The organism is Actinomadura sp. CNU-125 (assembly GCF_001942465.1).
Taxonomy (GTDB): domain Bacteria; phylum Actinomycetota; class Actinomycetes; order Streptosporangiales; family Streptosporangiaceae; genus Spirillospora.
The window spans coordinates 87068-107014 of record NZ_MKJY01000333.1; the positions used below are offsets into that span (position 1 = coordinate 87068).

Sequence of the window (19947 nt, forward strand, 5' to 3'; positions counted from 1 at the left end):
CGCTGCCTCTCCGTCGTGTCTCTCGGTCGTGTCTCGGTCGTGTCTCTCGGTCGTGCGCCGGAGCCGGTCATCGCCGGGAGGCGAGCCATCCGGCGGTGTTCCAGCCCGGTTCGCCCCATTGGGCGCGGAACACCTCGTGGGGGATGCTGTCCTTCCACCGTCCGTGGACGGCGAGTTCGGCGGTCAGCCGCCCGATCTCGTCGGCGGCCATGGCTCCGCGCTCGCCCTCGACGGCGATGACGGTGCGTTCGTCCACGAGGTCGATGTAGGGGCGTTCGGTCGGGGTGGCCGAGACGAGGCAGGGCCGCGTCCGCGCGGGACCGAACTCCCGGCCGGGCATCAGGTCGCGCAGGACTGCGAGGGCCTCGCCGATGTCCTCTTGGCGGCCGCCGGTGCGGACCCAGGCGCCGATCTCCTCGGCGGTGTCCAGCGGGGTGTCCAGCAGGCTGCGGCCCGACACCTTCACGTACCACTCGCCGTCGGGATAGCGCAGCGGCGACATGACGATGCCGCCGAAGACCGTGCGCGCGTCGCGCTGCTTGAGGTACATCATGGCGGGCATGTCGAGCGCGTCCGGCCCGTCCACCGCGACGAGGACGACGGTCGCCCCGAAGGTCGGCATCAGCAGCGGGCGGGGCAGCAGGCCGGTGGCGTTGCTCGCGGCGCCGGTGGCCAGCACGACCCGCCCGGCCGTCCAGGACGCCCCCGAACGGGCGGTGACCCGGACCCCGTCGTGCGCCCGCTCCGTGCGCACGACCTCGTCGCGCACCAGGTCCGCGCCCGCCGCCGAGGTCGCCGCGGCGAGTTCGGCCCGCACCAGGCGGCGGGGGTTGAGGATGGCGGCGTCGCGCTGCACCACGGCGACGTGCCCCGGCTCGAACGTCACGGACGGGTACGCCTCGCGCAGCTCCGCCGCGTCCAGTTCGGACACCTCGACGCCGAGGTCGCGGGCGTTGGCGACCAGGATCCCCCGGTCGAACCAGTCCGCGGACGAGCCGCCGGCCGGCGCCTCGGGCATGACCGACACCGAGTGGGTCGGGACGGTGAACGTGACGCCGGTGCGCTCGCGCAACTCCGCGAACCGGCGGATCGAGCGCATCGCGAGCAGGGACGTCACGAGCGGAACCTCCAGGACGTGCGCGAGCCGCCCCTCGTCGTAATAGCCCGCCCACACGCCCCGATGGTCCTCGAAACCGGACGGTTCGTCCGGGCCCACCACCAGGACCGAGCGCCCGCGATCGGCGAGGTGCCGAGCCGTGGCGGACCCGATCGGCCCGGCCCCCACCACGATGACGTCGTACTGGCCCTGCATGCTGTTCTCCTCTTTCGTGTCGGAGCGCCCGCCGCCCGTCCGGCGTCCGCGTCCGACCGCCGCGGGAGCGCCGGCCCTGGCGTTCGAAGCGGGCACCATGTGGCGTCGACGGACTTGGGGCGGTGCGCTCGGGAAGGCCGCGGCGGGTACCGCGCCCGGGGGCGGAGAGCGAGACGGAAACGCGCGCCGGTGTGCGGACGGCATCGGCCGCACCGGAACGGCCGTGGAACGCGCCGGGGTCCGGGGCCCTGCGGCTCGACCACCGCCGGGCGTAGATCATGATGGGACCACGGCACCGCTAAAGTCAACAGCTAGACCCTTTTAGGGGAAGAGATGAGCGACGGCACCACCCGGCCCGCCGACCAGGAGCGCGCGACGCCGGTCGACGCCGCCGAGCCGCAACGCGAACGCGTCCGCACCGGCGGCCGCAGCGAACGGGTCCGGCACGCCGTCGCGCGGGCCGTCCTGGACCTGCTCGCCGAGCGCGTCGTCGACTTCGGCCCCAGCGAGGTCGCCGCCCGGGCGGACCTCAACCGCAAGACGATCTATCGCTGGTGGCCCACGTTCGCCGACCTGATCCGCGAGGGCCTCAACGCGCATTCGAGCGGCATCGAAGTCCCCGACACCGGCTCATGGGAGCGGGACCTCCACGAACTGGCGCACCGCCTCGCGCAGTTCTTCGCGAGCCCCGTCGAGGTCAGCACCAACGCGATCATCGCCTCGCGCCGCACACCCGAGCTGAGCACGCTCATCTTCGAGCACTTCGAACCGGTCCAGGAAGCCTGGCGCGCCGTCGTCGCCCGCGGCATCGCCCGCGGCGAGGTCCACCCGGACTGCACGCCGGAGGCGGTGATCAACATACTGGCGAGCCCGCTCATCCTCACCCCCCTCACGCTCCACCGGGCCGCGACGCGCCGCGAGGTCGACGCCCTCGTGGACCTGGTCCTGCGCGCGACCCGTCCCTGAGCCGCCGGGCCGGTCCCCGGACGCGACGCGGCCCCCGACCTCGCGAGGTCGGGGGCCGCGTGCGCGAGAACGAACGGAGGCGATTAGCGCCTGACGGCGGCGAACGCGTCGACGATGCCGCTGCCGTAGAACCCGTTGTCGCGCTTGGAGCCCTCGCAGGAGTGGGTGGCCACGACCTTCTCGAACGACCCGTCGGCCTGCTCGACGTACCGGGTGTAGGTGTAGGAGCCGCCGCGCGGGCACTTGGTCGCGTCCGCGGTGCCGGTCAGGATCGACCGGACGGCCGACGGGGCCATGGTGAGCCCCCCGTTCGCCCGGTCGCGCTCGCCGTACCGGCTGACGATCAGTGCCGCGACGCCCGCCGCGTGCGGCGAGGCCATCGAGGTGCCCTGGATCGACTGGTAGTACGCGCAGGTGCCGTCCTTGCAGCTGCGCACCACCCGCGGGGTGTTGGGCGTGCCGTCGGCGTTCAGCTCGCCCCGCTCGCGGGCGATCGACTCGGGGTAGGCGGCCCAGATGCCGGCCTTGTCGTCGAGCTTCCCGTCGGCGGTGTCGTACTTGTCGCCACCGGGCGCCGCGACCGCGGTGTAGCCCTTTCCGAAGCTGGAGTAGTACGCCTTGCGCTCGCTGATCCCGGTCGAGGAGACCGGGATGACGTGGTCGCCTTCCCCGGGGAGGGAGAGGCAGCTCGCCGGGATCGTGCGCTCGTAGGGCTGCTCGCCGGGCTCCGAGGCGAAGTCCGGGCTGGTCGCGTCGGTGTTGGTCTCGGTGTAGTCGATCGCCTCGTTGCCCGCGGCGGCGACGAGGGTGACGCCGTGCCGGTGCGCGAAGTTCAGCGCCCGGTTCGCCGCCTTGATGATCGTCTGCTGCTCGGCCTGGTCGGCCGGGGAGTCCGCGGGGTTGTTCGCGCAGTTGAACAGCCACGGGTCGATGTAGTAGCTCATGTTGACCACGTCGATGCCGTGCTTGCCCGCGTAGGTGAGCGCGTCCACCGTGGGCTGCAGGAAGAAGTAGCCGGAGTCCTGGCCCGCGCGCAGGTTGACGAGCGACACGTCGGGCGCGACGCCGGCCATGCCGAGACCGTTGCGGGGCGAGGCGATCGTCGACGCGACGTGGGTGCCGTGCTCGTTCTCGTCCACGTCCGCCGGGTCGTTGCAGGACTTGTCCGGCTCCTCGGCGCAGGGGCCGTCGACCTCGGCGCCGTTGGCGTCGACCGGGACATCGGTGGTGAAGTTGCGGCTCAGCGCCCGGTTGAAGTTGGGCGCGATGTCCGGGTGGGAGCCGTCGATGCCGGTGTCGATGACGCCGACCGTGACCCGTCGGTCACCGGGTTCGACCCGGTACGAGCCCTTGGCCGTGGCGCGGATCTGCTTCATGTCCCACTGCAGGTCCGCGAGGGGCTCCTCGCCCTTCTTCGCGCCCTTGACGGTGGTGGTGCCGGTGGTCTGGCCCCGGCCCTCCTTCTCGACGGCGAACTGCTCGGTGGCCTTCCCGGTCTTGGGGGCCCGGCCGATCACCCGGTTGGCGGCCGCGCCGTCCAGGGCGCTCTGCCGCCGGACCCGCGCCGCGAATCCGGTGTCGGCGGACCGGACGGTCGCCACGCCGACGTCGGTGTTCTCGCGGACGATCGTGCCTCCGGCCGCCTCGACGGCGGCGCGGGCATCGGGGAGCGAGACGCCGTCCTTGTAGAGGACCACGTACTCGGAGGCTTGGCCGGGAGCCCGGTCGGGCACGGCCGAAGCTGGGACCGCCAGCGCGGTCGTCATGGTGACGACGGCGCAGGCGGCGGTGAACAAGGTACGCCGCAACGCACAACCTCCTGGCAAAAGATGGCGATTCGCCCGAAATGCGAGCGAGCCAGGAGACGTTACGGCGGTGACTGTTGAGGCTTGCGTACGACTTTGTAACAAAACGGGGCAATTTCGGTTCGGGAGGTGGGGGCCGCGATTTTTCGCCCGTGCGGGCCGCAGGGCCCTTAACGGACTTTTCGCAGTTGAGAGCACAAAACCGGGAATGCGGAGCCGCCGGACGGCCGGACGCGAACCGTCGGAAGGCGCGGGCGTCGTGGGCCTGGCGGCATTGCCGGTGACTCCCGAGTCGGTTAGCTTCCGCCTAGAACCGCCCGTGGCGGCCCCGCCAGCATCGCCGTGAGGACCCATGACTCCCGACAGTCCCGTCCCGCCCCGCACCGGCGGGCGCCCGCGATGACGCGCATCCCCCATCGGGCCCGCGCCCGCAAGCGCGCCGCGCCCGCCTCGGAAGGCGGTACGGGGGGACGGGACGGCGGCGCGCCGGGCGGGCGCCTCGCGCTCGCGCTCCTCGCCACCTGCCAGCTCACGCTCGTGGTGGACGCCTCGATCGTGAACGTCGCGCTGCCGAGCATCCGGAGCGGCCTGGGATTCGGCGACGCGGGGCTGTCCTGGGTGGTCAACGCCTACACCCTCGCGTTCGGCGGGCTGCTCCTGCTCGGCGGACGCGCGGGGGACCTGCTCGGGCACCGGCGGGTGTTCATGGCGGGCGTCGGCCTGTTCACCGTCGCGTCCCTGGCCGGCGGGCTCGCCGCCACGCCGGGGCAGCTGCTGGCGGCGCGGGCGGCGCAGGGCGCCGGAGCCGCCCTCGCCGGGCCCGGAGCGCTCGCGCTCATCGCCACGACGTTCGAGGACGGGCCGCGCCGGAGCCGGGCGCTGGCCGTGTCCGCGATCGTCGGGAGCGCGGGCATGGTGGTCGGGCTCGTCCTCGGCGGGGTGCTGACGGCCTGGGCGTCCTGGCGCGCCGTCCTGTTCGTCAACGTTCCGGTCGGGGCCGCGATCGTCCTGCTCGCACCGCGCGCCGTCCGCGAGTCCCCGCGCCGGGAGGGCCGCTTCGATCTGGCCGGCGCGTTCGCCTGCACCGCCGGTTCGGCGCTCCTGGTGTACGGCTTCATCCGCGCCGCCGAGGGCGGCTGGTCCGCGGGCTGGACGCCGGGCGCCTTCGGCGTCGCCGTGCTGCTGCTCGCGCTGTTCCCGGTGATCGAGGCGCGGGCCCGGCAGCCCATCATGCCGCTGCGGCTGCTGCGCGACCGGGACCGGGTGGGCGCGCTCCTCATGCGGCTGCTGCTCACAGCGGCCATGGGCGGCATGCTGTTCTTCCTCACCCTCTACGTCCAGGGGGTGCTCGGGTACGGGCCGCTGGCGACCGGGTTCGGCTTCCTGCCGACGACGATCGCGCTCATCGCCGCCAGCCGGGCGGTGCCCCCGCTGCTGCCCCGGTACGGCCCGCGGCCGATCATGACGGCGGGCGCGGTGCTGTGCCTGGCGGGGATGGTGTGGCTGACGCAGGCCGCGCAGGGCAGCTCCTACGTCACGATGATCCTCGGCCCGGTGCTGCTGTTCGGCGCCGGCACCGGGCTGGTGTCGGTGGCGGCGACGTTCGTGGCGCTGGCGTCGGTGCCGCCGGGCGAGACCGGCGCCACGTCGGCGCTGCTGCAGAGCATGCAGCAGATCGGCGGCTCGCTCGGGCTCGCTGTCCTGGTCAGCGTGCACGACGCCGCCGCGGGCGGGGCCACCGGGCTGGACGGCATGCGCGGCGCGTTCACCGCGGGGGCGGTGTTCACCGCCGGGATGCTCCTGACGGCGCTGCTCGCCTTCCGCCGCCGCCCCGCGGGCCCCGCGCCCGGCTCACAGTGACTCGATGAGGCGCAGGGACGCCTTGATCTCCTCGTCGGTGGGGGCGATGTCGACGGTCTCCCCGGCGAGGTGGCTCTCGTAGGCGCCGAGGTCCAGCAGTCCGTGGCCGCTCAGCCCGGCCAGGACGACCCGTTCCGTCCGCTCCTCGCGGGCGCGGACCGCCTCGTCGATCGCGGCGGCCACGGCGTGGGCGGATTCGGGCGCGGGAACGATCCCCTCGGCCTTGGCGAACGCGGCGCCGCTCTCGAAGACGCGGGTCTGCGGGTACGAGGTCGCCTCCACCATGCCTTCGTGGTACATCGCGCTGACGATCGGGGCGGCGCCGTGGTACCGCAGTCCTCCGGCGTGGATGTGGTAGGCCGTGAACGTGTGCCCCAGGGTGTACATCTTCACGGCGGGGGTGACGCCGGAGTAGTCGGTGTAATCCATCATGTAGCCGCCCCGGGTCATCTTGGGGCAGGCGTCGGGCTCGACGGCCAGGAAGCGCGTGCCGGTCTTCTCCGTCAGCGACGCCCGGTAGAAGGGGGAAGGTCAGCCCGGCGAAGTTGCTGCCCGCCCCCATCGCCCCGATGACGACGTCGGGGAACTCGCCGGCCATCCCCATCTGGAGCAGCGCCTCCTCACCGATGACCGTCTGGTGCATGAGGACGTGGTTCTCCCCGCTGCCGATCGAGAACCGCGCTTCGGCCCGCGCGTTGGCGTACTCGATCGCCTCGGCGTTCGCGATCCCCAGGGTGCCGGGCGAGTCCGGCGCGGCGCGCAGCGCGGCCCTGCCGACCTCCGTCCTCGTGCTGGGACTCGGGACGACCTCGGCGCCGTTCAACCGCATCAGCGTGCCCCGGTAGGGCTTCTGCTCGTAGCTGGACCGCACCATGAAGACGGTGCAATCCATGCCGTACGGGTGGCAGGCCATCGCGAGCGCGGTTCCCCACTGGCCGGCGCCCGTCCCCGTCACCATCTCCCGGACGCCCGACCTGCCGTAGTAATACGCCTGCGCCAGCGCGGTGTTTATCTTGTGGCTCCCGGAAGGGCTGGTGCCTTCGTACTTGAAATAGATGTGCGCGGGGGTGTCGAGCGCCTTTTCCAGCCTGCACGCGCGGAAGAGCGGGGTCGGACGCCAGCGCCGGTATTCCTCCCGGACGGGCGCCGGAATCTCGATGAAGCGCTCGCGGCTGGTGCTCTGCCGGTACATCGAGAGGGGAAGCTGCGGGCGCAGCGGTGCTTCATCATGGCCGTTTCGCGATGGCTTCGGCCGCGCCGCGGGAACGTCGATCGGCAGATCCGCGAGGATGTTGTACCAATGCGTGGGCACCCGGTCCCGGTCGAGTTCGAAATTGTCGGGCATGTTACGCTCCGCCGCCCTCCGCGTCGACGATCCCGCTGATCATGTCCACGAGGCTGCCCACGTTGCGCAGTTCCGCGAGCATGACGTCCTCGTCGTCGATCTCGATGTCGAATTCTTTCTCGATCTCCACGAGGGTGTGCAGCAGGCTGAGCGAGTCCATGCCCACGGTCGGCGAGTAGAGCGAGACCTTATCGTCGAGTCGTTCGGGCGCGATTTTCAGATCGAGAACGCGGATCATAATGCTTTTGATCTGCGCCGCCAGGTCGATTTCGTTGGCACGATCCATGGCATGCACCTCGTTCACGGCGTCGGCCGGAGAGAAAAGTCGGCGGGAGTCGGCTCGGCAGTAATCGGCACCTGCGGAGATTTGGAGATCCGGCGGAGGCCCATGACCGGGGCGTTTACCGCGTCGATTGGTTGACGGTCCGTACCGTACGACAGGCGCCCGATGGGCGCAAGAGGACGTACGGAGTCGCGCACCGATCCCATTTGGCAAAAGTTGTCCTTCTCAAGATCGCCGCACGCGTGCACAATGGGCAACGTTCGGTGCGGCGCGGCGGGTTTGCCGTGGTCGGGCCATGTGGACCGGAGGTGACCGGCCGGCGATTCGGTATGTGGCGTGACATCCCGCTTGGGGGATTGGAGAGCCATGCGCTTCGAATGGGACGATGGCCAGGAGGAGTTGTACCGCGATTTCCGCAGGTTCGGTGAAGAAGCGCTGAGCAGGGATGTGGCCGAACGCGACGCGGCCGGAAAGTTCGGTCACGACGATTGGGCGCGGTGCGCCGAACGCGGCGTGCTCGGCCTGGTCCTGCCCCCCGAATACGGGGGAGCCGGGCACGATCTCGGCGGCTATGCGAGCGCGATGGAGGGACTCGGCCACGGCTGCCTCGACAACGGGCTCCTGATGGCGATGGGCGCTCACGTCCTGGCCGTCGAGCTGCCGGTCTGGAAGTTCGGCGACGAAGGCCAGCGCCGCAGGTACCTGCCCGGCCTCGCCGCCGGTCGGCTCATCGGCGCCAACGCGATGACCGAGCCGGCGAGCGGATCGGACGCGCTGTCGCTCGCGACCACCGCGGAGCGCGACGGCGGCTCCTACGTGCTGACCGGGCGCAAGCGCTACGTCACGAACGCCCCCCTCGCCGACGTGTTCGTCGTGTACGCGACCGTCGATCCGGAACTCGGATTCACCGGGGTGACCGCCTTCCTGGTGGAGCGGGGCGACGACGGCGTGTCGGTGAAGGAACAAGCGGAGAAGATGGGGCTGCGCACCGCCCGCTGGGGGGAGGTCGAACTGGACGCCTGCCGGATTCCCGCCTCGCGGAGACTCGGCGCCGAGCGGCAGGGGGCCGCGATATTCGCGCGGTCGATGGCCTGGGAACGGGCCCTTCTCCTGGCGCCGTGGCTCGGCGTGATGCGGCGCGAGATCGACGAATGCACGCGGTTCTCCCGGCGGCGCCGCCAGTTCGGCAAGCACATCGGGCATTTCCAGTCGATCTCCAACCGGATCGTCGACATGCGGATTCGCTGGGAGGTCTCCCGCATGCTCCTCCACCGCGCGCGGCCGAACTCGACGGCCCGGAAGCGACCATCTTTCCCGAGGTCGGCAAGCTGTACGTGAGCGAAGCCGCGGCGGAGATCTTCACCAGCGCGATGCAGGTGTACGGGGCCCTCGGCTACACCACCGGCGGACGCACCGAACGGAATCTCCGGGACGCCCTGGGCATGACGATCTCCTCGGGCACGTCCGACATGCAGCGCGTCATCATTTCCGGAAAGCTCGGCCTCGCCTGGCCGGACACCGAGGCGATCGGGGAGACGAGGTGAACGTACTCGGTGACCGGCTGAGCCGGTGGGCCGAAGAACGGCCGGACGCGTCCGCGGTGGAGTTCGGGAACGAGACGCTGACCTACGGTGAACTGGACCGGCACAGTTCGGCCCTGGCCCGCACACTGCGCGACAACGGAGTCGTCGCCGGTGACAGGGTCGGCCTCTGGCTCCACAAGTCGATCGAGTCGGTCATCGCCGTGCACGGCGTGCTGAAAACCGGCGCGGCGTACGTTCCCATCGACCCGAGCGCCCCCTTCAAAAGGGCGGCCCATATCCTCGCCCATTGCGAAGTCGCGTGCGTGATCGCCCAGGACGACCGGGTCGAATGGTTGCGGAGCAATTCGTCGTGCCCGATCGTCCGCGTGGGTCCGGCGTCGTCCGGAGGTCCCCCGGCGGACGCGTCCGTCATCGGCTGGGAGCGGGCGCTCGCCGCCGTTCCGCTGGAGGGCGCGCGCGGACCGGCCGCCGACCCCGACGGCCCGGCCTTCATCCTGCACACTTCGGGATCGAAGGGAGTCCCCAAAGGGGTCGTGCTGTCCCATGGCAACGCCGGGGCGTTCGTGGAATGGGCGGTCGGCGAATTCGGCCTGGGACCGGCCGACCGGGTCGCGAGCCATGCGCCCTTTCATTTCGACCTGTCCGTCCTGGACCTGTTCGCGACCTGCGCGGCGGGCGGCTGCGTGGTCCTGGTGCCGGAGAGCCACGTCGGGCTCGGCGGCGCCCTCAACAAGTTCGTCGCCGAGCGGCGCATCACCGTGTGGTACTCCGTCCCGGGCGCGCTGACCCGGATGCTCGCCGCGAAGAACAGCGGGCTGCCGGCCGGATCGTCGCTGCGGGCCGTCCTGTTCGCGGGCGAGCCGTTCCCGATCGCGCGGCTCCGGGAGCTGCACGCGCTCCTTCCGGGCGTGGAGCTCTACAACCTCTACGGCCCGACCGAGACGAACGTCTGCGTCTACCACCGCGTCCGGGAACCGGACGTCGCGGAGGGGCGTCGGGCGCCCGTCCCGATCGGGCGGGCCTGCCCGTACGCGACGACGTTCGTGGTCGACGGGGACGGGCGCCCGCTGCGGCACGCGCCGGGAGCGTACGGCGAGCTGTGCGTCGCCGGAGATTCGGTGATGCTCGGCTACTGGCGGGACGACGGGCTCACGGCGGCGAAGACGGCGCGGATCCCCCGGGACGGTGCCGAGCCGCTGGACGCGTACCGGACCGGTGACCTGGTGCGGGTCGACGACGACCTGAACTACGTGTTCTGCGGACGCGCGGACGACATGGTGAAGATCCGCGGGCACCGTGTCGAGATCGGCGAGATCGAGGCGGTCCTGGCGGCCGCGGACGGTGTCCGGGAGGCCGCCTGCGTCGCGGTCGACGACGGTTCCGGGGAGCGGATCCTCGAAGCGTACGTGGTGCCGGACGAGCGGCCGCTCGACGTCCCCGGGATACGCAGGCACTGCCTGAGCGAGGTCCCGCGCTACATGGTCCCGGCGCGGTTCCATGTCAGGACGGCGCTCCCGGTCACCGGCACCGGGAAGATCGACCGGAAGCGGCTGGGCGCGTCGCGCGCGGACGCGCGGGCGGATCCGCGCGAGGACGTGCGCGAGGACGTGCGCGAGGACGTGCGGGCGGATCCGCGATGAAAGTCCTGACGGAAACCTGGTGGAGCGCGTCGATCGGCCGGGAGAAGTCGGTGAACGTCGTCCTGCCGTCCAGGTATTCGGCGGTCGGCCGCGCGTTCCCGGTGCTGTACCTGCTGCACGGATTCGGCGGCAACCGGAACACCTGGCTGCGGTGCGAGGACCTCGCGACGGTCGTGGAATCGGCCGGGCTGATCGTGGTCCTTCCCGAGTCCGGGCGGTCGTGGTTCATCAACGACGCGCGGGGCAGGCGCTACGAGGAGTACCTCGTGCGCGAGGTCGTCGGCCGTGTCGACGGCGCGTACAACACCGCGGCGGGCCGGGACGGGCGGGGCATCGGCGGGTTCTCCATGGGCGGGGCCGCGGCCCTCTACCAGGCGTTGCGGCACGGTGAACTGTTCTCGGTCGTGTGCAGCAACGCCGGCGCCTTCGAGGCCCCCCTGCGGGACGGCGACCCGTACCGCCGGCTGCGGGAGGACCGGCGGCTGGCGATCCCCACCACCAGGGACCACGAGCGCGTGTGGGGCCCGCCCGGCAGCGGCACCCGGCACGAGTACGACCCGTACCGCGCGATCCGCGACCGGAACGAGAAGTACCCGATCGAGGTGCATTTCGATGTCGGCCTGGACGACTACCCCCGGATGATCGGCATGAACCGGAGAATGCGGGACGCGCTTTCGGCGCGTTCCGTCCCCCATCGGTACCGGGAGCGGCCCGGCGGCCACGACTGGGCGTTCGTGAACGCGGGTCTCCCCGAGCTCTTCGCGTTCGCGCGGAGCCGCCTCCTCTCCGCCTGACCCAGGCGCACCACGAAGAAGACAACGGAAGGAGCGCCCGTGTGCGGCATCACCGGATGGGTCGACTGGACGCTGGATCTGCGGGGGCAGGGCCCCGTCATCACGGGCATGACGCGGACGCAGGCGCCGCGGGGGCCCGACGACGAGGGAACGTGGCTGTCGCGGCACGCCGCGTTCGGGCACCGGCGGCTCGCCGTGATCGACGTCGAGGGAGGGCGGCAGCCGATGACCCGGAACGGGCCCGGCGGCCGTCCGGTCGTCATCACGTTCAGCGGCGAGATCTACAACTTCCGGGAGCTGCGCGCGGAGCTGCGCTCGGCGGGCTGGTCGTTCGGCACCCGCTCGGACACTGAGGTGCTGCTGACGGCCTACCTGCAGTGGGGCCCGGACCTCGTCACACGGCTCAACGGGATGTACGCGTTCGCCGTGTGGGACGAGCAGGCCCGGCGACTGCTGCTGGTGCGGGACCGGCTCGGCATCAAGCCGCTCTACTACGCGCGGGTCGGCGACGGGATCGTCTTCGGCTCGGAGCCCAAGGCGCTGCTCGCCCATCCGCGGCTGAAGGCCGAGGTGGACCTCGAAGGGCTCGCCGAGCTGCTCGCCGTTCCGCGCGCGAGGACGCCCGGCCACGCCGTCTACCGGGGAATGCGGGAGCTGAAGCCGGGCTGCCTCCTCGTCGCCGACGCCTCCGGATGCCGCGAGAGCCGGTACTGGCAGGTGGAGGCGCGCCCCCACACCAAGGACTTCCGCACGACGACGGCGGAGATCCGCTCCCTGCTCACCGACATCGTCGACCGCCAGATCGTCGCCGACGTGCCGGTCGGCACGCTGCTGTCCGGAGGGATCGACTCCAGCGCCATCACGGCCATGGCCGCCGGGAAGTTCACGGGGAAGCTGGCGAGCTACTCGGTGAGCGTCCCCGCGCCCGCCCGGCCGGGAAGCGACCTGTGGCGGCCGAGCCCGGACGAGCCGTACGCGCGGCTGGTCGCCGAACGGCTCGGCATCGAGCACTCGGTGGTCGAGGTCGGCACCGACGGGCTCGTCGAGGACATCGACCGCGGACTGCGCGCGCGCGACCTGCCCGGCTGGGGCGACCTCGACGTCTCGATGTACCACCTGTTCCGGGGCGTCCGCGCGAACTGCACGGTGGCGCTGTCGGGGGAGTCCGCCGACGAGATGTTCGGGGGCTACACCTGGCAGACGGACGAGCGGTACGTGCGGCACACGTCGTTCCCGTGGATGTACGGGCGCCGTCAGCCGGAGGTCCTCCTCCGCGAGGAGGTGCGGCGCGCGATCCGCCCGGAGGTCTACGAGGCCGACCGCTACCGGGAGGCGCTGGCGGAGGTGCCGCGCCTCGAAGGCGAGGACCGCGCCGGACGCAGGCAGCGGGAGGTGTTCCATCTCGGCCTCACCCGGTGGCTGGGCGCGCTGCTGGACCGCAAGGACCGGATGAGCATGGCCGTCGGCCTCGAAGTGCGGGTGCCCTTCGCCGACCACCGGCTCGCCGAGTACCTGTTCAACGTCCCCGCGGACCTGAAAACCGGCGCCGGGACGGGGAGCGGGGGGACCGGAGGCGGCGGGATGGAGAAGGCGCTGCTGCGCCGGGCGTGCGGGGACCTCCTGCCGGACGAGATCGTCAACAGGCCCAAGAGCGCCTATCCGGCGAGTCGGGACCCTGGATACGTCGAGACGTTGAAGGAACTCGTCATCGAGACGATCGACGACCCGAACGCGCCCCTGTTCGACCTCATGGACCGCGACAGGGTCCGCGAGGCGGTCACGTCCGGGCTGGACGCGCTGCCCGGCCCGATCACCGCCCGGACGTCCGCCATCGGGCTGTCCTACCTGCTCGAACTGGACCGGTGGCTTTCCCGGGTCCGGGTCGTGGCGTGACGCCCCCGGCCACGCTCCCGTCCCCGGCCGCGCTCGCGCCCACGGCCGCGCTCCCGCCCACGCCGCCGCCTCCGTCACTCCCGGGGGCGCCGCGCCGCTCGCGCGTAGCGCAGGCGCAGTTCCTCCTTGCGGGTCTTGCCCGTCGCGGTCGTCGGCAGGCCGTCGAGGAGTTCGAGGCGGCGAGGCCAGTACGCCTTGGTCATCCCGGCCTCGTCCAGCGCGCGCTGCAGTTCTTCGAGCGTGACGGGCGAGGCCCCGGCGACCGGCGTCACCACCGCGCAGATCGTCTCGTCCTCGTGCTCGTCCGGGAGCCCGATGACCGCGACGTCGCGCACCCCGGGATGCCGGCCGATGATCGACTCCAGGTCGGTGACCGGCGCGATGTTCGCGTTGCGCAGGATCATGTCCTTGGCCCGGCCGGTGATCCGGATGCCGCCGCGGCCGTCGGGCCGGGCCAGGTCGCCGGTGTCGAACCATCCGTCCTCGTCGAGGTCGGCGGCGTACAGCTCGTCGCGCCGGTAGTAGCCGAGGCACTGCGTCGGCCCCTTCACCCACAGCACGCCCTCGTCCCCGGTCTCCTCCGACACGGGGTCGATGCGCAGCCGCATGTCGGAGATGGGGCTCCCGTCGCTGTGCGCGGCCCAGTCCGCCGGGTCGTCCGGACGGGTGATCGTCACGGGCCCGTTCTCCGTCATCCCCCACAGCGAGTACAGCCGGAGACCGAAGACGTCTGCGGTCTCGTCGATGAAGTACGGCGGGATCGGCGCCGACCCGCTGACCAGCCAGGACAGGGCGGGCAGCGCGCGCGGCGCGGACCGCTGCTCGCGGATCAGGCTCAGCAGGTAGAAGGGCGCGCAGTAGAAGAACGTGACCCCGTGGGCGGCCATGAAGTCCAGGGCGTCGGCGGGTTCCTTGGCGTCCTGGAACGCCATGGTGGCGCCCAGTGCCAGCGGCATCAGCATTCCCTGCACGACGCCGGTGTAGTGCGTGTACAGCGCGGTGGTGTACATGACGAGCGTCTCGTCGAGTCCGAACGTCCCGGCCTCGCCCCGAACGGCGGCGTACAGGGTGTTCTGGCTGTGCAGGACGCCCTTGGGGTCGCTGGTCGTGCCCGAGGTGAACAGCACGAGGTACGGGTCGTCGGGGCCGAGCTCCCGCGCGTCGAGCAGGTGTCCGTGCCGCTCCTCCCAGGCCGTCCCGAAGAAGAACGACTCGAACTCGCCGGTGCCCTCCGGGCCCGGGCCGTCGGCGACGAACACGCGCTCCAGGGACGGCAGCTCCGCGGCGAACTCGGCGCCGAGCTCGCCCAGCCGGTCGCCGTTGTCCTCGGCCATGGTGACGAGGACGCGCGCCTCGGTGACGCGCAGCATGACGTCGAGCTCGCGGCGCCGGTAGGTCTTCATGAGCGGGCAGTACACGACCCCGGCCCGGATGCAGCCGAGGGTGAGCGCGGCGAGCTCCCACCTGTCGGTGAGCTGGGCCGCGAACACGTCCCCGGGGCGCAGCCCGAGTTCGACCAGCGCGCCCGCGCACCGGTCGGCCGCCGCGGCGAGCCGCTCGTAGTCGAGCCTGTGCTCCCGTCCGTCCGCCCGCCGCCGGGTGATCACCGCCGTTTTCCGCGGGGTGTCGCGCACATGCCGCCGGAGATCGTCGAGGAACGTCTCGTCCCGCCACCAGCCGCGCTCGCGGTGGCTCGCAGAGGTCGTGGTCATGGCTGCACTCCAGTTCTGCTCCGGCGGCGGGACGCGGTCGGCGGCGGAATCGGCGCGTGCCCGCCCGTCCTTCCGGAAACGTGTCGCGATCAGTTTCGTGCGCTTCGATAACTGCGGGCCGGACCGCACGGAATTCGCTCGACAGGAGGGGCGCGTCTCCTGGAGCGGCCGTTGTGGACCGGGTAACGATAACTCAGAAGTGTCCGGTCGCCCACCGCGGCCTCCTGCCGATGCGGGAAACGATTCTGACTGCGACGGAGATCAACATAACGTGTAACTCTTGGAACGTCACCACCTTCGGAGGTTCGAATGCGTTGCGGTGATCTATTTCTTTCCGGCCTCGCGTACCGGCTGCCGCCCGCCGTGGACGTGGACGCCGCGGTCGCGGCCGGCCGGTACGACCCGGACGACCGGCGGGCGGACGCGTACGCCTCCGTCACCGTCGCCGCGGCGGACGAGGCCCCGCCGGAGATGGCCGCCGCCGCGGGCCGCCTGGCGCTCCGCCGGTCCGGGACGCCGCCGTCCGGCGTGGCCCTCCTCCTGCACGCTTCGGCGTGGTTCCAGGGCATCGACTACTGGCCGGCCGCCGCGTACGTCCACCGCGAGGTCCTGGGCGACGAGGGCCGCCGCGCGCCGCGCTGGACGTCCGGCAGATGTGCGCGGGCGCGCTGGGGGCGATGGAACTGGCCGCCTCCTACCTCGCCGCCGACGCCTCCCGCGGCTCCGCCCTGGTCACGACCGCCGACCGCTACGCCGACCCCGGGTTCGACCGGTGGCGCGGCGACGTGCGCGGCATCGTGTACGGCGACGGAGGGGCCGCCGCGGTGCTCGGCCGGACGGGGTTCGCGCGGCTGCTGGCCGTCTCGACGGTCGTGGACACCGGGCTCGAAGGCATGTACCGCGGCGGGGAGGAGTTCGCCGCGGCGCCCGGCCGTCCGGTGGACGTGCGCGCCCGCCGCGCGGCGTTCGCCGCGGGCCGGGCGGACCGGCCGGCGGGCTCGGGCGGCCGGTCCGTGGGAGAGCGGACGGCCGCCGGTCTCGCCGACGCCGTCGGCGGGACGCTGGAGGAGGCGGGCCTCAAGCTCGACGACATCGACAGGTTCGTCTTCCCCAACGTCGGCCTGCACGTGCTGCGGACGCGGTACGCCGAGCCGCTCGGACTGGACGTCGAGCGCACCGCCTGGGACTGGGGCCGCCGCACCGGGCACGTCGGGGCGGCCGACCAGCTCACCGGACTGACGCACCTGGTGGAGACCGGACGCGCGGCGCCGGGGGACCGCGTCCTGCTCGCCGGGATCGGCGCGGGATTCGCCTGGTCGTGCGCCGTGGTCGAGATCATCGGCCGCCCCTCCTGGACCGCCTGACACCGCGACCGGCCGACCGGGCGTTTATGGCACAACGTCACAACAAGTGGAACCAATCATGTTCTTAACTTGATGATTCCACTCCGCGCAAGATCATGTTTCCATGTTCGAGATCGATGCGCACCCGTCCCCTCGGAGGGTTGTGATCGCCAGTGAAAGTGCTTTACATCACCGGTTGGTGCCGTAGTGGCAGCACGATGCTGGGCAATGTCCTGGCAGAGGTTCCAGGCATCGTTCATGTGGGCGAGTTACGATTCCTCTGGCGCAATGGAGTGCTCGGCACGGGAAGCAACCGGCAGTGCGGCTGCGGCGCCGATCACCGCGACTGCCCCTTCTGGTCCGAAGTGCTGGAAGAGGTCCGGCCGGCCGGACGGTCCCTCGAACGGCACGCGGCCGACGTGGTGGCCTGGCAGGACGAGTGCCGCACCCGGCACACCTGGCGGGTGCTGCGCGCCGCGCCGCGCAACGGGTGGCCGGGGACGCTCGCCGCGACGTACCGCGCCATCGCCCGCGTCTCCGGCGCGGAAGTCATCGTCGACAGTTCCAAGTTCGCCTCCGACGCCGCGCTGCTGTCCAGGCTGCCGGGCGTCGAGGGACGTTACGTCCACCTCATCCGCGATCCGCGCGCGGTCGCCTGGTCGTGGGCACGGCCCAAGGCGTACACCGGGCACCGCTCCCCGCTGAACAGCACGCTGCACTGGACCGGGTTCAACCTGGCCGCCGAGGCCGTCGGGCGGGCGCACCGGGAGGACTCGCTGCACATGCCGTACGAGGCCATGGCCGCCGGCCCGCGCGCCGCCGTGGACGCCGTTCTGGCGCTGCTCGGGCACGCCGGGCCCAACCCCGTCGGCGCGGACAAGACGGTCGAACTCGGCGGCAACCACACGGTCACCGGGAACCCGAACCGGTTCGCCCGCGGCCGGACCGTCATCGAGGAGGACCGCCGGTGGCGGGCCGGGCCGCCCGGCCCGCGGCACGCCGCGGCCACGCTCCTCTCGCTTCCGCTGCTCCACCGCTACGGCTACCCGAAGGAAACGACTTGGACCTGGGACTGAACGGAAAGGTGGCCCTGGTCGCGGGAGGCTCCGCGGGCATCGGTCTCGCGATCGCCCGTGACCTGGTCCGCGAGGGCGCCACGGTGTCGATCGCGGGCCGCGACCCCGGCCGCCTGGCCAAGGCCCGTGACGAACTCCTCGCCGAGCCGGACGCCGGTCCGGGGGCCGGGGTCGGCACCCGCGTACTGGACGTGCGCGACACCGCGGCGACGCGCGCCTGGGTCGACGACGTCGCCGCCGAGCACGGCGCGGTGCACATCGTGGTCGCCAACGCGGGCGGGCCGCCCGCCGGGCCCACCGGCGCGTTCGGCCCGGACGAGTACCGCGCCGCGGTCGAACTGGGCATGATCGCCCACATCGCGTTCGTCCAGGCCGCGCTGCCGCACCTGCGCCGGGCCGGCTGGGGACGGATCCTCCTGGTCACCAGCGAGACGATCCGCGAGATCATCCCGAAGTTCGCGCTGTCGGGCATCGTCCGGCCGGGACTGATCGGCTACGCCAAGACGCTCGTGCACGAGCTGGGCCCCGGGGACGTCACCGTGAACGTGCTCGCCCCCGGGTACACCGCGACGGACGCCCTGCTCGCCGACCTGACCGGCGACCCCGAGGCGGAGACCGCCCGGGTCGCCGCCGAGGCCGGCATCCCGCTCGGCCGGGTGGCCCGCCCCGAGGAGGTCGCCGCCGCGGGAACGTTCCTGCTGAGCGCCCGCGCGAGCTTCGTCACCGGAACCGTCCAGGTCGTCGACGGCGGCCGCTCCCTGGGGATGTGATCCATGTCGGACGTGCACATGCTGCTGGACGACCCCGAACTGACGCGGCGCAGCCCGGGGGAGGAGTTCGCCCTCGCCCACGCCCGGCACGGACCGGACGCGCGGGTCGAGCTGCGCGCGTCCATCAGCGACCTGTTCCCGCCCGCGAAGCGCCGCCCCCGCCTCACCGTCCGGCACCTGCTCCGCAAGGCCGTGGTGGACGCCGACGAGGTCGTCGTCTTCACCGAGCGGGCCGAGAACACCAAGCCGGACGACGCCGCCCCCGAGTGGGAGTTCGAGGTGGGCGCCGCGACGGTGCGGACGCAGCGGATCAGCGCGTCCGTCCCGGTGCCGGAGGAGATCCTCGCCGACCCGGCGGCGCTGGCCGCGTTCGTCGACTACCGCCTGCTCGTCCGGCTCGGCACGGCGGAGAACGACGTGCTGCTCAACGGGACCGGCCCGATCCGCGGCCTGCTCCGGAACCCGGGGCTGCGGCACCGCCCGTCCGAGCCGGGGGACGGCGGGTCGCCCGCCCGCGCGCTGCTGGCGACGGCGGCGCTGTGCGAGTGGTACGGCGGGTCGGCCGACGGGATCGTCGTGCACCCGGACGACTGGTGGCCGCTGATCGAGGACGGCGCGTTCCTCGAACGGCTCGCCGTCCAGGGCGTCAAGGTGAGCCGCACCCGCATGGTGCCGCCGGGCACGGCGCTCGTCGGCGACTTCACCGCCGCCGCGACGCTGCTGGACCGCCGCTCGTCGGTGCTCCGGCTGGACGGCGGCGCGCTGGTCGCCGAGATCCACGAGGGACTCGCCGTCCACCTGCCGGGGCACTTCGTGCTCGCCGCGCTGCCGGGCGGAGCCTGATGGGGGCGCCCGCGCCGGTGGACCTGGCGGCGACGGCCCACCGGGTCCGCGAGCACATCGTCGGGATGTGCGGCGGGCCGGAGGGCGGCCATCTCGGCGGGTCGATGTCGCTGGTGGAGATCCTCACCGTCCTCTACTTCGAGGTCATGCGGATCGACCCGCGCCGTCCCGCCGCGGCGGACCGGGACGTCCTCGTCCTCGGCAAGGGGCACGGCGCCATGTGCCTGTACGGGGTGCTGGCCGAGCGCGGCTTCTTCCCCGTCGCGGAGCTGGCCGAGTACGCCCGGCCGGGCAGCAGGCTGATGGGCCATCCGGTCCGCGCCGTCCCGGGGGTGGAGATGCCCACCGGGTCGCTTGGGCACGGGCTCGCGCTCGCCAACGGGTTCGCGCTCGCCGACCGGGGCCGCCGCTGCTTCGCCGTCCTCGGCGACGGCGAGCTGCAGGAGGGCTCGGTGTGGGAGGCGGCCATGGCCTCCGCCGCGCTCGGGCTCGGCAACCTGACGGCCGTCATCGACCGGAACCGCCTGCAGATCACCGGCCCCACCGAGGACGCGATCGGCCTGGAGCCGCTCGCGGACCGTTGGCGGAGTTTCGGCTGGACGGTGCGGGAGGCGGACGGCCACGACTTCGCCGCCCTGCGCGAGGCGCTCGCCCGCGACGCGTCCGGGACGAACGGGAGCGCCGCGCGCCGCGGCGGGGCCCCGGTGGCCGTCATCGCCCACACGGTGAAGGGGCGCGGGCTCCCGTCGGTCGAGGCGAAG

General features: G+C 72.4%; 16 protein-coding genes and 2 pseudogenes. 12 read left to right on the forward strand and 6 right to left on the reverse strand.

Annotated elements, in window-relative coordinates; translation table 11 throughout:
- Positions 1 to 67: 67 nt before the first annotated feature.
- Positions 68 to 1312 carry an NAD(P)/FAD-dependent oxidoreductase gene (locus tag BJF79_RS32110; protein WP_075903125.1) on the reverse strand — a complete coding sequence of 415 codons (1245 nt, stop codon included), beginning with the start codon at positions 1310 to 1312 and terminating at the stop codon, positions 68 to 70.
- Between the two features lie 333 nt (positions 1313 to 1645).
- Here BJF79_RS32110 and BJF79_RS32115 point away from each other — a divergent pair, with 333 nt between their 5' ends.
- On the forward strand, positions 1646 to 2278 hold the full coding sequence (locus tag BJF79_RS32115) for a TetR-like C-terminal domain-containing protein (RefSeq protein ID WP_075903069.1): 633 nt from the start codon (positions 1646 to 1648) through the stop codon (positions 2276 to 2278).
- An 83-nt stretch (positions 2279 to 2361) separates the two neighbouring features.
- Here the strand turns inward: BJF79_RS32115 and BJF79_RS32120 are convergent, their stop codons facing one another.
- Positions 2362 to 4086, reverse strand: coding sequence for a S8 family serine peptidase (locus tag BJF79_RS32120; RefSeq protein WP_083734325.1), 1725 nt, complete (start codon positions 4084 to 4086; stop codon positions 2362 to 2364).
- 396 nt (positions 4087 to 4482) lie between these two features.
- Between BJF79_RS32120 and BJF79_RS32125 the strand changes: the two genes are divergently transcribed.
- Complete coding sequence (locus BJF79_RS32125; RefSeq protein ID WP_075903071.1) at positions 4483 to 5943, forward strand: MFS transporter; 1461 nt, start codon at positions 4483 to 4485, stop codon at positions 5941 to 5943.
- On the opposite strand, the gene BJF79_RS62545 is transcribed toward BJF79_RS32125, so the two are convergent.
- From BJF79_RS62545 to BJF79_RS32135, 3 genes and pseudogenes are all read right to left on the reverse strand, one after another.
- On the reverse strand, positions 5935 to 6375 hold the full coding sequence (locus BJF79_RS62545) for a hypothetical protein (protein WP_410050169.1): 441 nt from the start codon (positions 6373 to 6375) through the stop codon (positions 5935 to 5937). The genes BJF79_RS32125 and BJF79_RS62545 overlap by 9 nt on opposite strands.
- Before the next feature lie 118 nt (positions 6376 to 6493).
- Positions 6494 to 7288, reverse strand: a pseudogene (locus tag BJF79_RS67530) (TrpB-like pyridoxal phosphate-dependent enzyme); the annotation flags it as partial.
- A 1-nt stretch (position 7289) separates the two neighbouring features.
- Positions 7290 to 7574 (reverse strand): acyl carrier protein, encoded by a 285-nt coding sequence (locus BJF79_RS32135; RefSeq protein ID WP_075903073.1) that lies wholly within the window; start codon positions 7572 to 7574, stop codon positions 7290 to 7292.
- 363 nt (positions 7575 to 7937) lie between these two features.
- Between BJF79_RS32135 and BJF79_RS32140 the strand changes: the two genes are divergently transcribed.
- The 5 genes from BJF79_RS32140 to asnB are packed head-to-tail and all read left to right on the forward strand — an operon-like array spanning position 7938 to position 13442.
- Positions 7938 to 8909: an acyl-CoA dehydrogenase family protein gene (locus BJF79_RS32140; RefSeq protein WP_262402846.1), complete on the forward strand. Its 972-nt coding sequence runs from the start codon at positions 7938 to 7940 to the stop codon at positions 8907 to 8909.
- A complete protein-coding gene (locus BJF79_RS62555; protein WP_262402847.1) occupies positions 8906 to 9115 on the forward strand; it encodes an acyl-CoA dehydrogenase family protein in 210 nt (69 codons plus the stop codon). The genes BJF79_RS32140 and BJF79_RS62555 overlap by 4 nt, the downstream gene beginning before the upstream one ends.
- A complete protein-coding gene (locus BJF79_RS32145) occupies positions 9112 to 10755 on the forward strand; it encodes an amino acid adenylation domain-containing protein (protein WP_075903075.1) in 1644 nt (547 codons plus the stop codon). The genes BJF79_RS62555 and BJF79_RS32145 overlap by 4 nt, the downstream gene beginning before the upstream one ends.
- Positions 10752 to 11549 (forward strand): alpha/beta hydrolase, encoded by a 798-nt coding sequence (locus BJF79_RS32150; protein ID WP_075903077.1) that lies wholly within the window; start codon positions 10752 to 10754, stop codon positions 11547 to 11549. Before BJF79_RS32145 ends, BJF79_RS32150 begins: the two co-directional genes overlap by 4 nt.
- A gap of 39 nt (positions 11550 to 11588) precedes the next feature.
- Positions 11589 to 13442, forward strand: a complete 1854-nt coding sequence (asnB, locus tag BJF79_RS32155) for an asparagine synthase (glutamine-hydrolyzing) (protein WP_075903079.1) — start codon at positions 11589 to 11591, stop codon at positions 13440 to 13442.
- A 74-nt stretch (positions 13443 to 13516) separates the two neighbouring features.
- Here the strand turns inward: asnB and BJF79_RS32160 are convergent, their stop codons facing one another.
- Positions 13517 to 15154, reverse strand: coding sequence for an AMP-binding protein (locus BJF79_RS32160; protein WP_075903129.1), 1638 nt, complete (start codon positions 15152 to 15154; stop codon positions 13517 to 13519).
- A gap of 653 nt (positions 15155 to 15807) precedes the next feature.
- Here BJF79_RS32160 and BJF79_RS32165 point away from each other — a divergent pair.
- From BJF79_RS32165 to BJF79_RS32185, 5 genes and pseudogenes are all read left to right on the forward strand, one after another.
- Positions 15808 to 16518 (forward strand): ketoacyl-ACP synthase III family protein, encoded by a 711-nt coding sequence (locus BJF79_RS32165; protein ID WP_083734332.1) that lies wholly within the window; start codon positions 15808 to 15810, stop codon positions 16516 to 16518.
- 158 nt (positions 16519 to 16676) lie between these two features.
- Entirely contained in the window at positions 16677 to 17573 is an 897-nt protein-coding gene (locus tag BJF79_RS32170) for a sulfotransferase (protein ID WP_262402856.1), read from the forward strand.
- Positions 17558 to 18343, forward strand: coding sequence for an SDR family NAD(P)-dependent oxidoreductase (locus BJF79_RS32175; RefSeq protein WP_075903083.1), 786 nt, complete (start codon positions 17558 to 17560; stop codon positions 18341 to 18343). The genes BJF79_RS32170 and BJF79_RS32175 overlap by 16 nt, the downstream gene beginning before the upstream one ends.
- A gap of 3 nt (positions 18344 to 18346) precedes the next feature.
- Entirely contained in the window at positions 18347 to 19186 is an 840-nt protein-coding gene (locus BJF79_RS32180) for a family 3 encapsulin nanocompartment shell protein (protein ID WP_075903085.1), read from the forward strand.
- A 104-nt stretch (positions 19187 to 19290) separates the two neighbouring features.
- Positions 19291 to 19917, forward strand: a pseudogene (locus BJF79_RS32185) (transketolase); the annotation flags it as partial.
- Between the last annotated feature and the right edge of the window lie 30 nt (positions 19918 to 19947).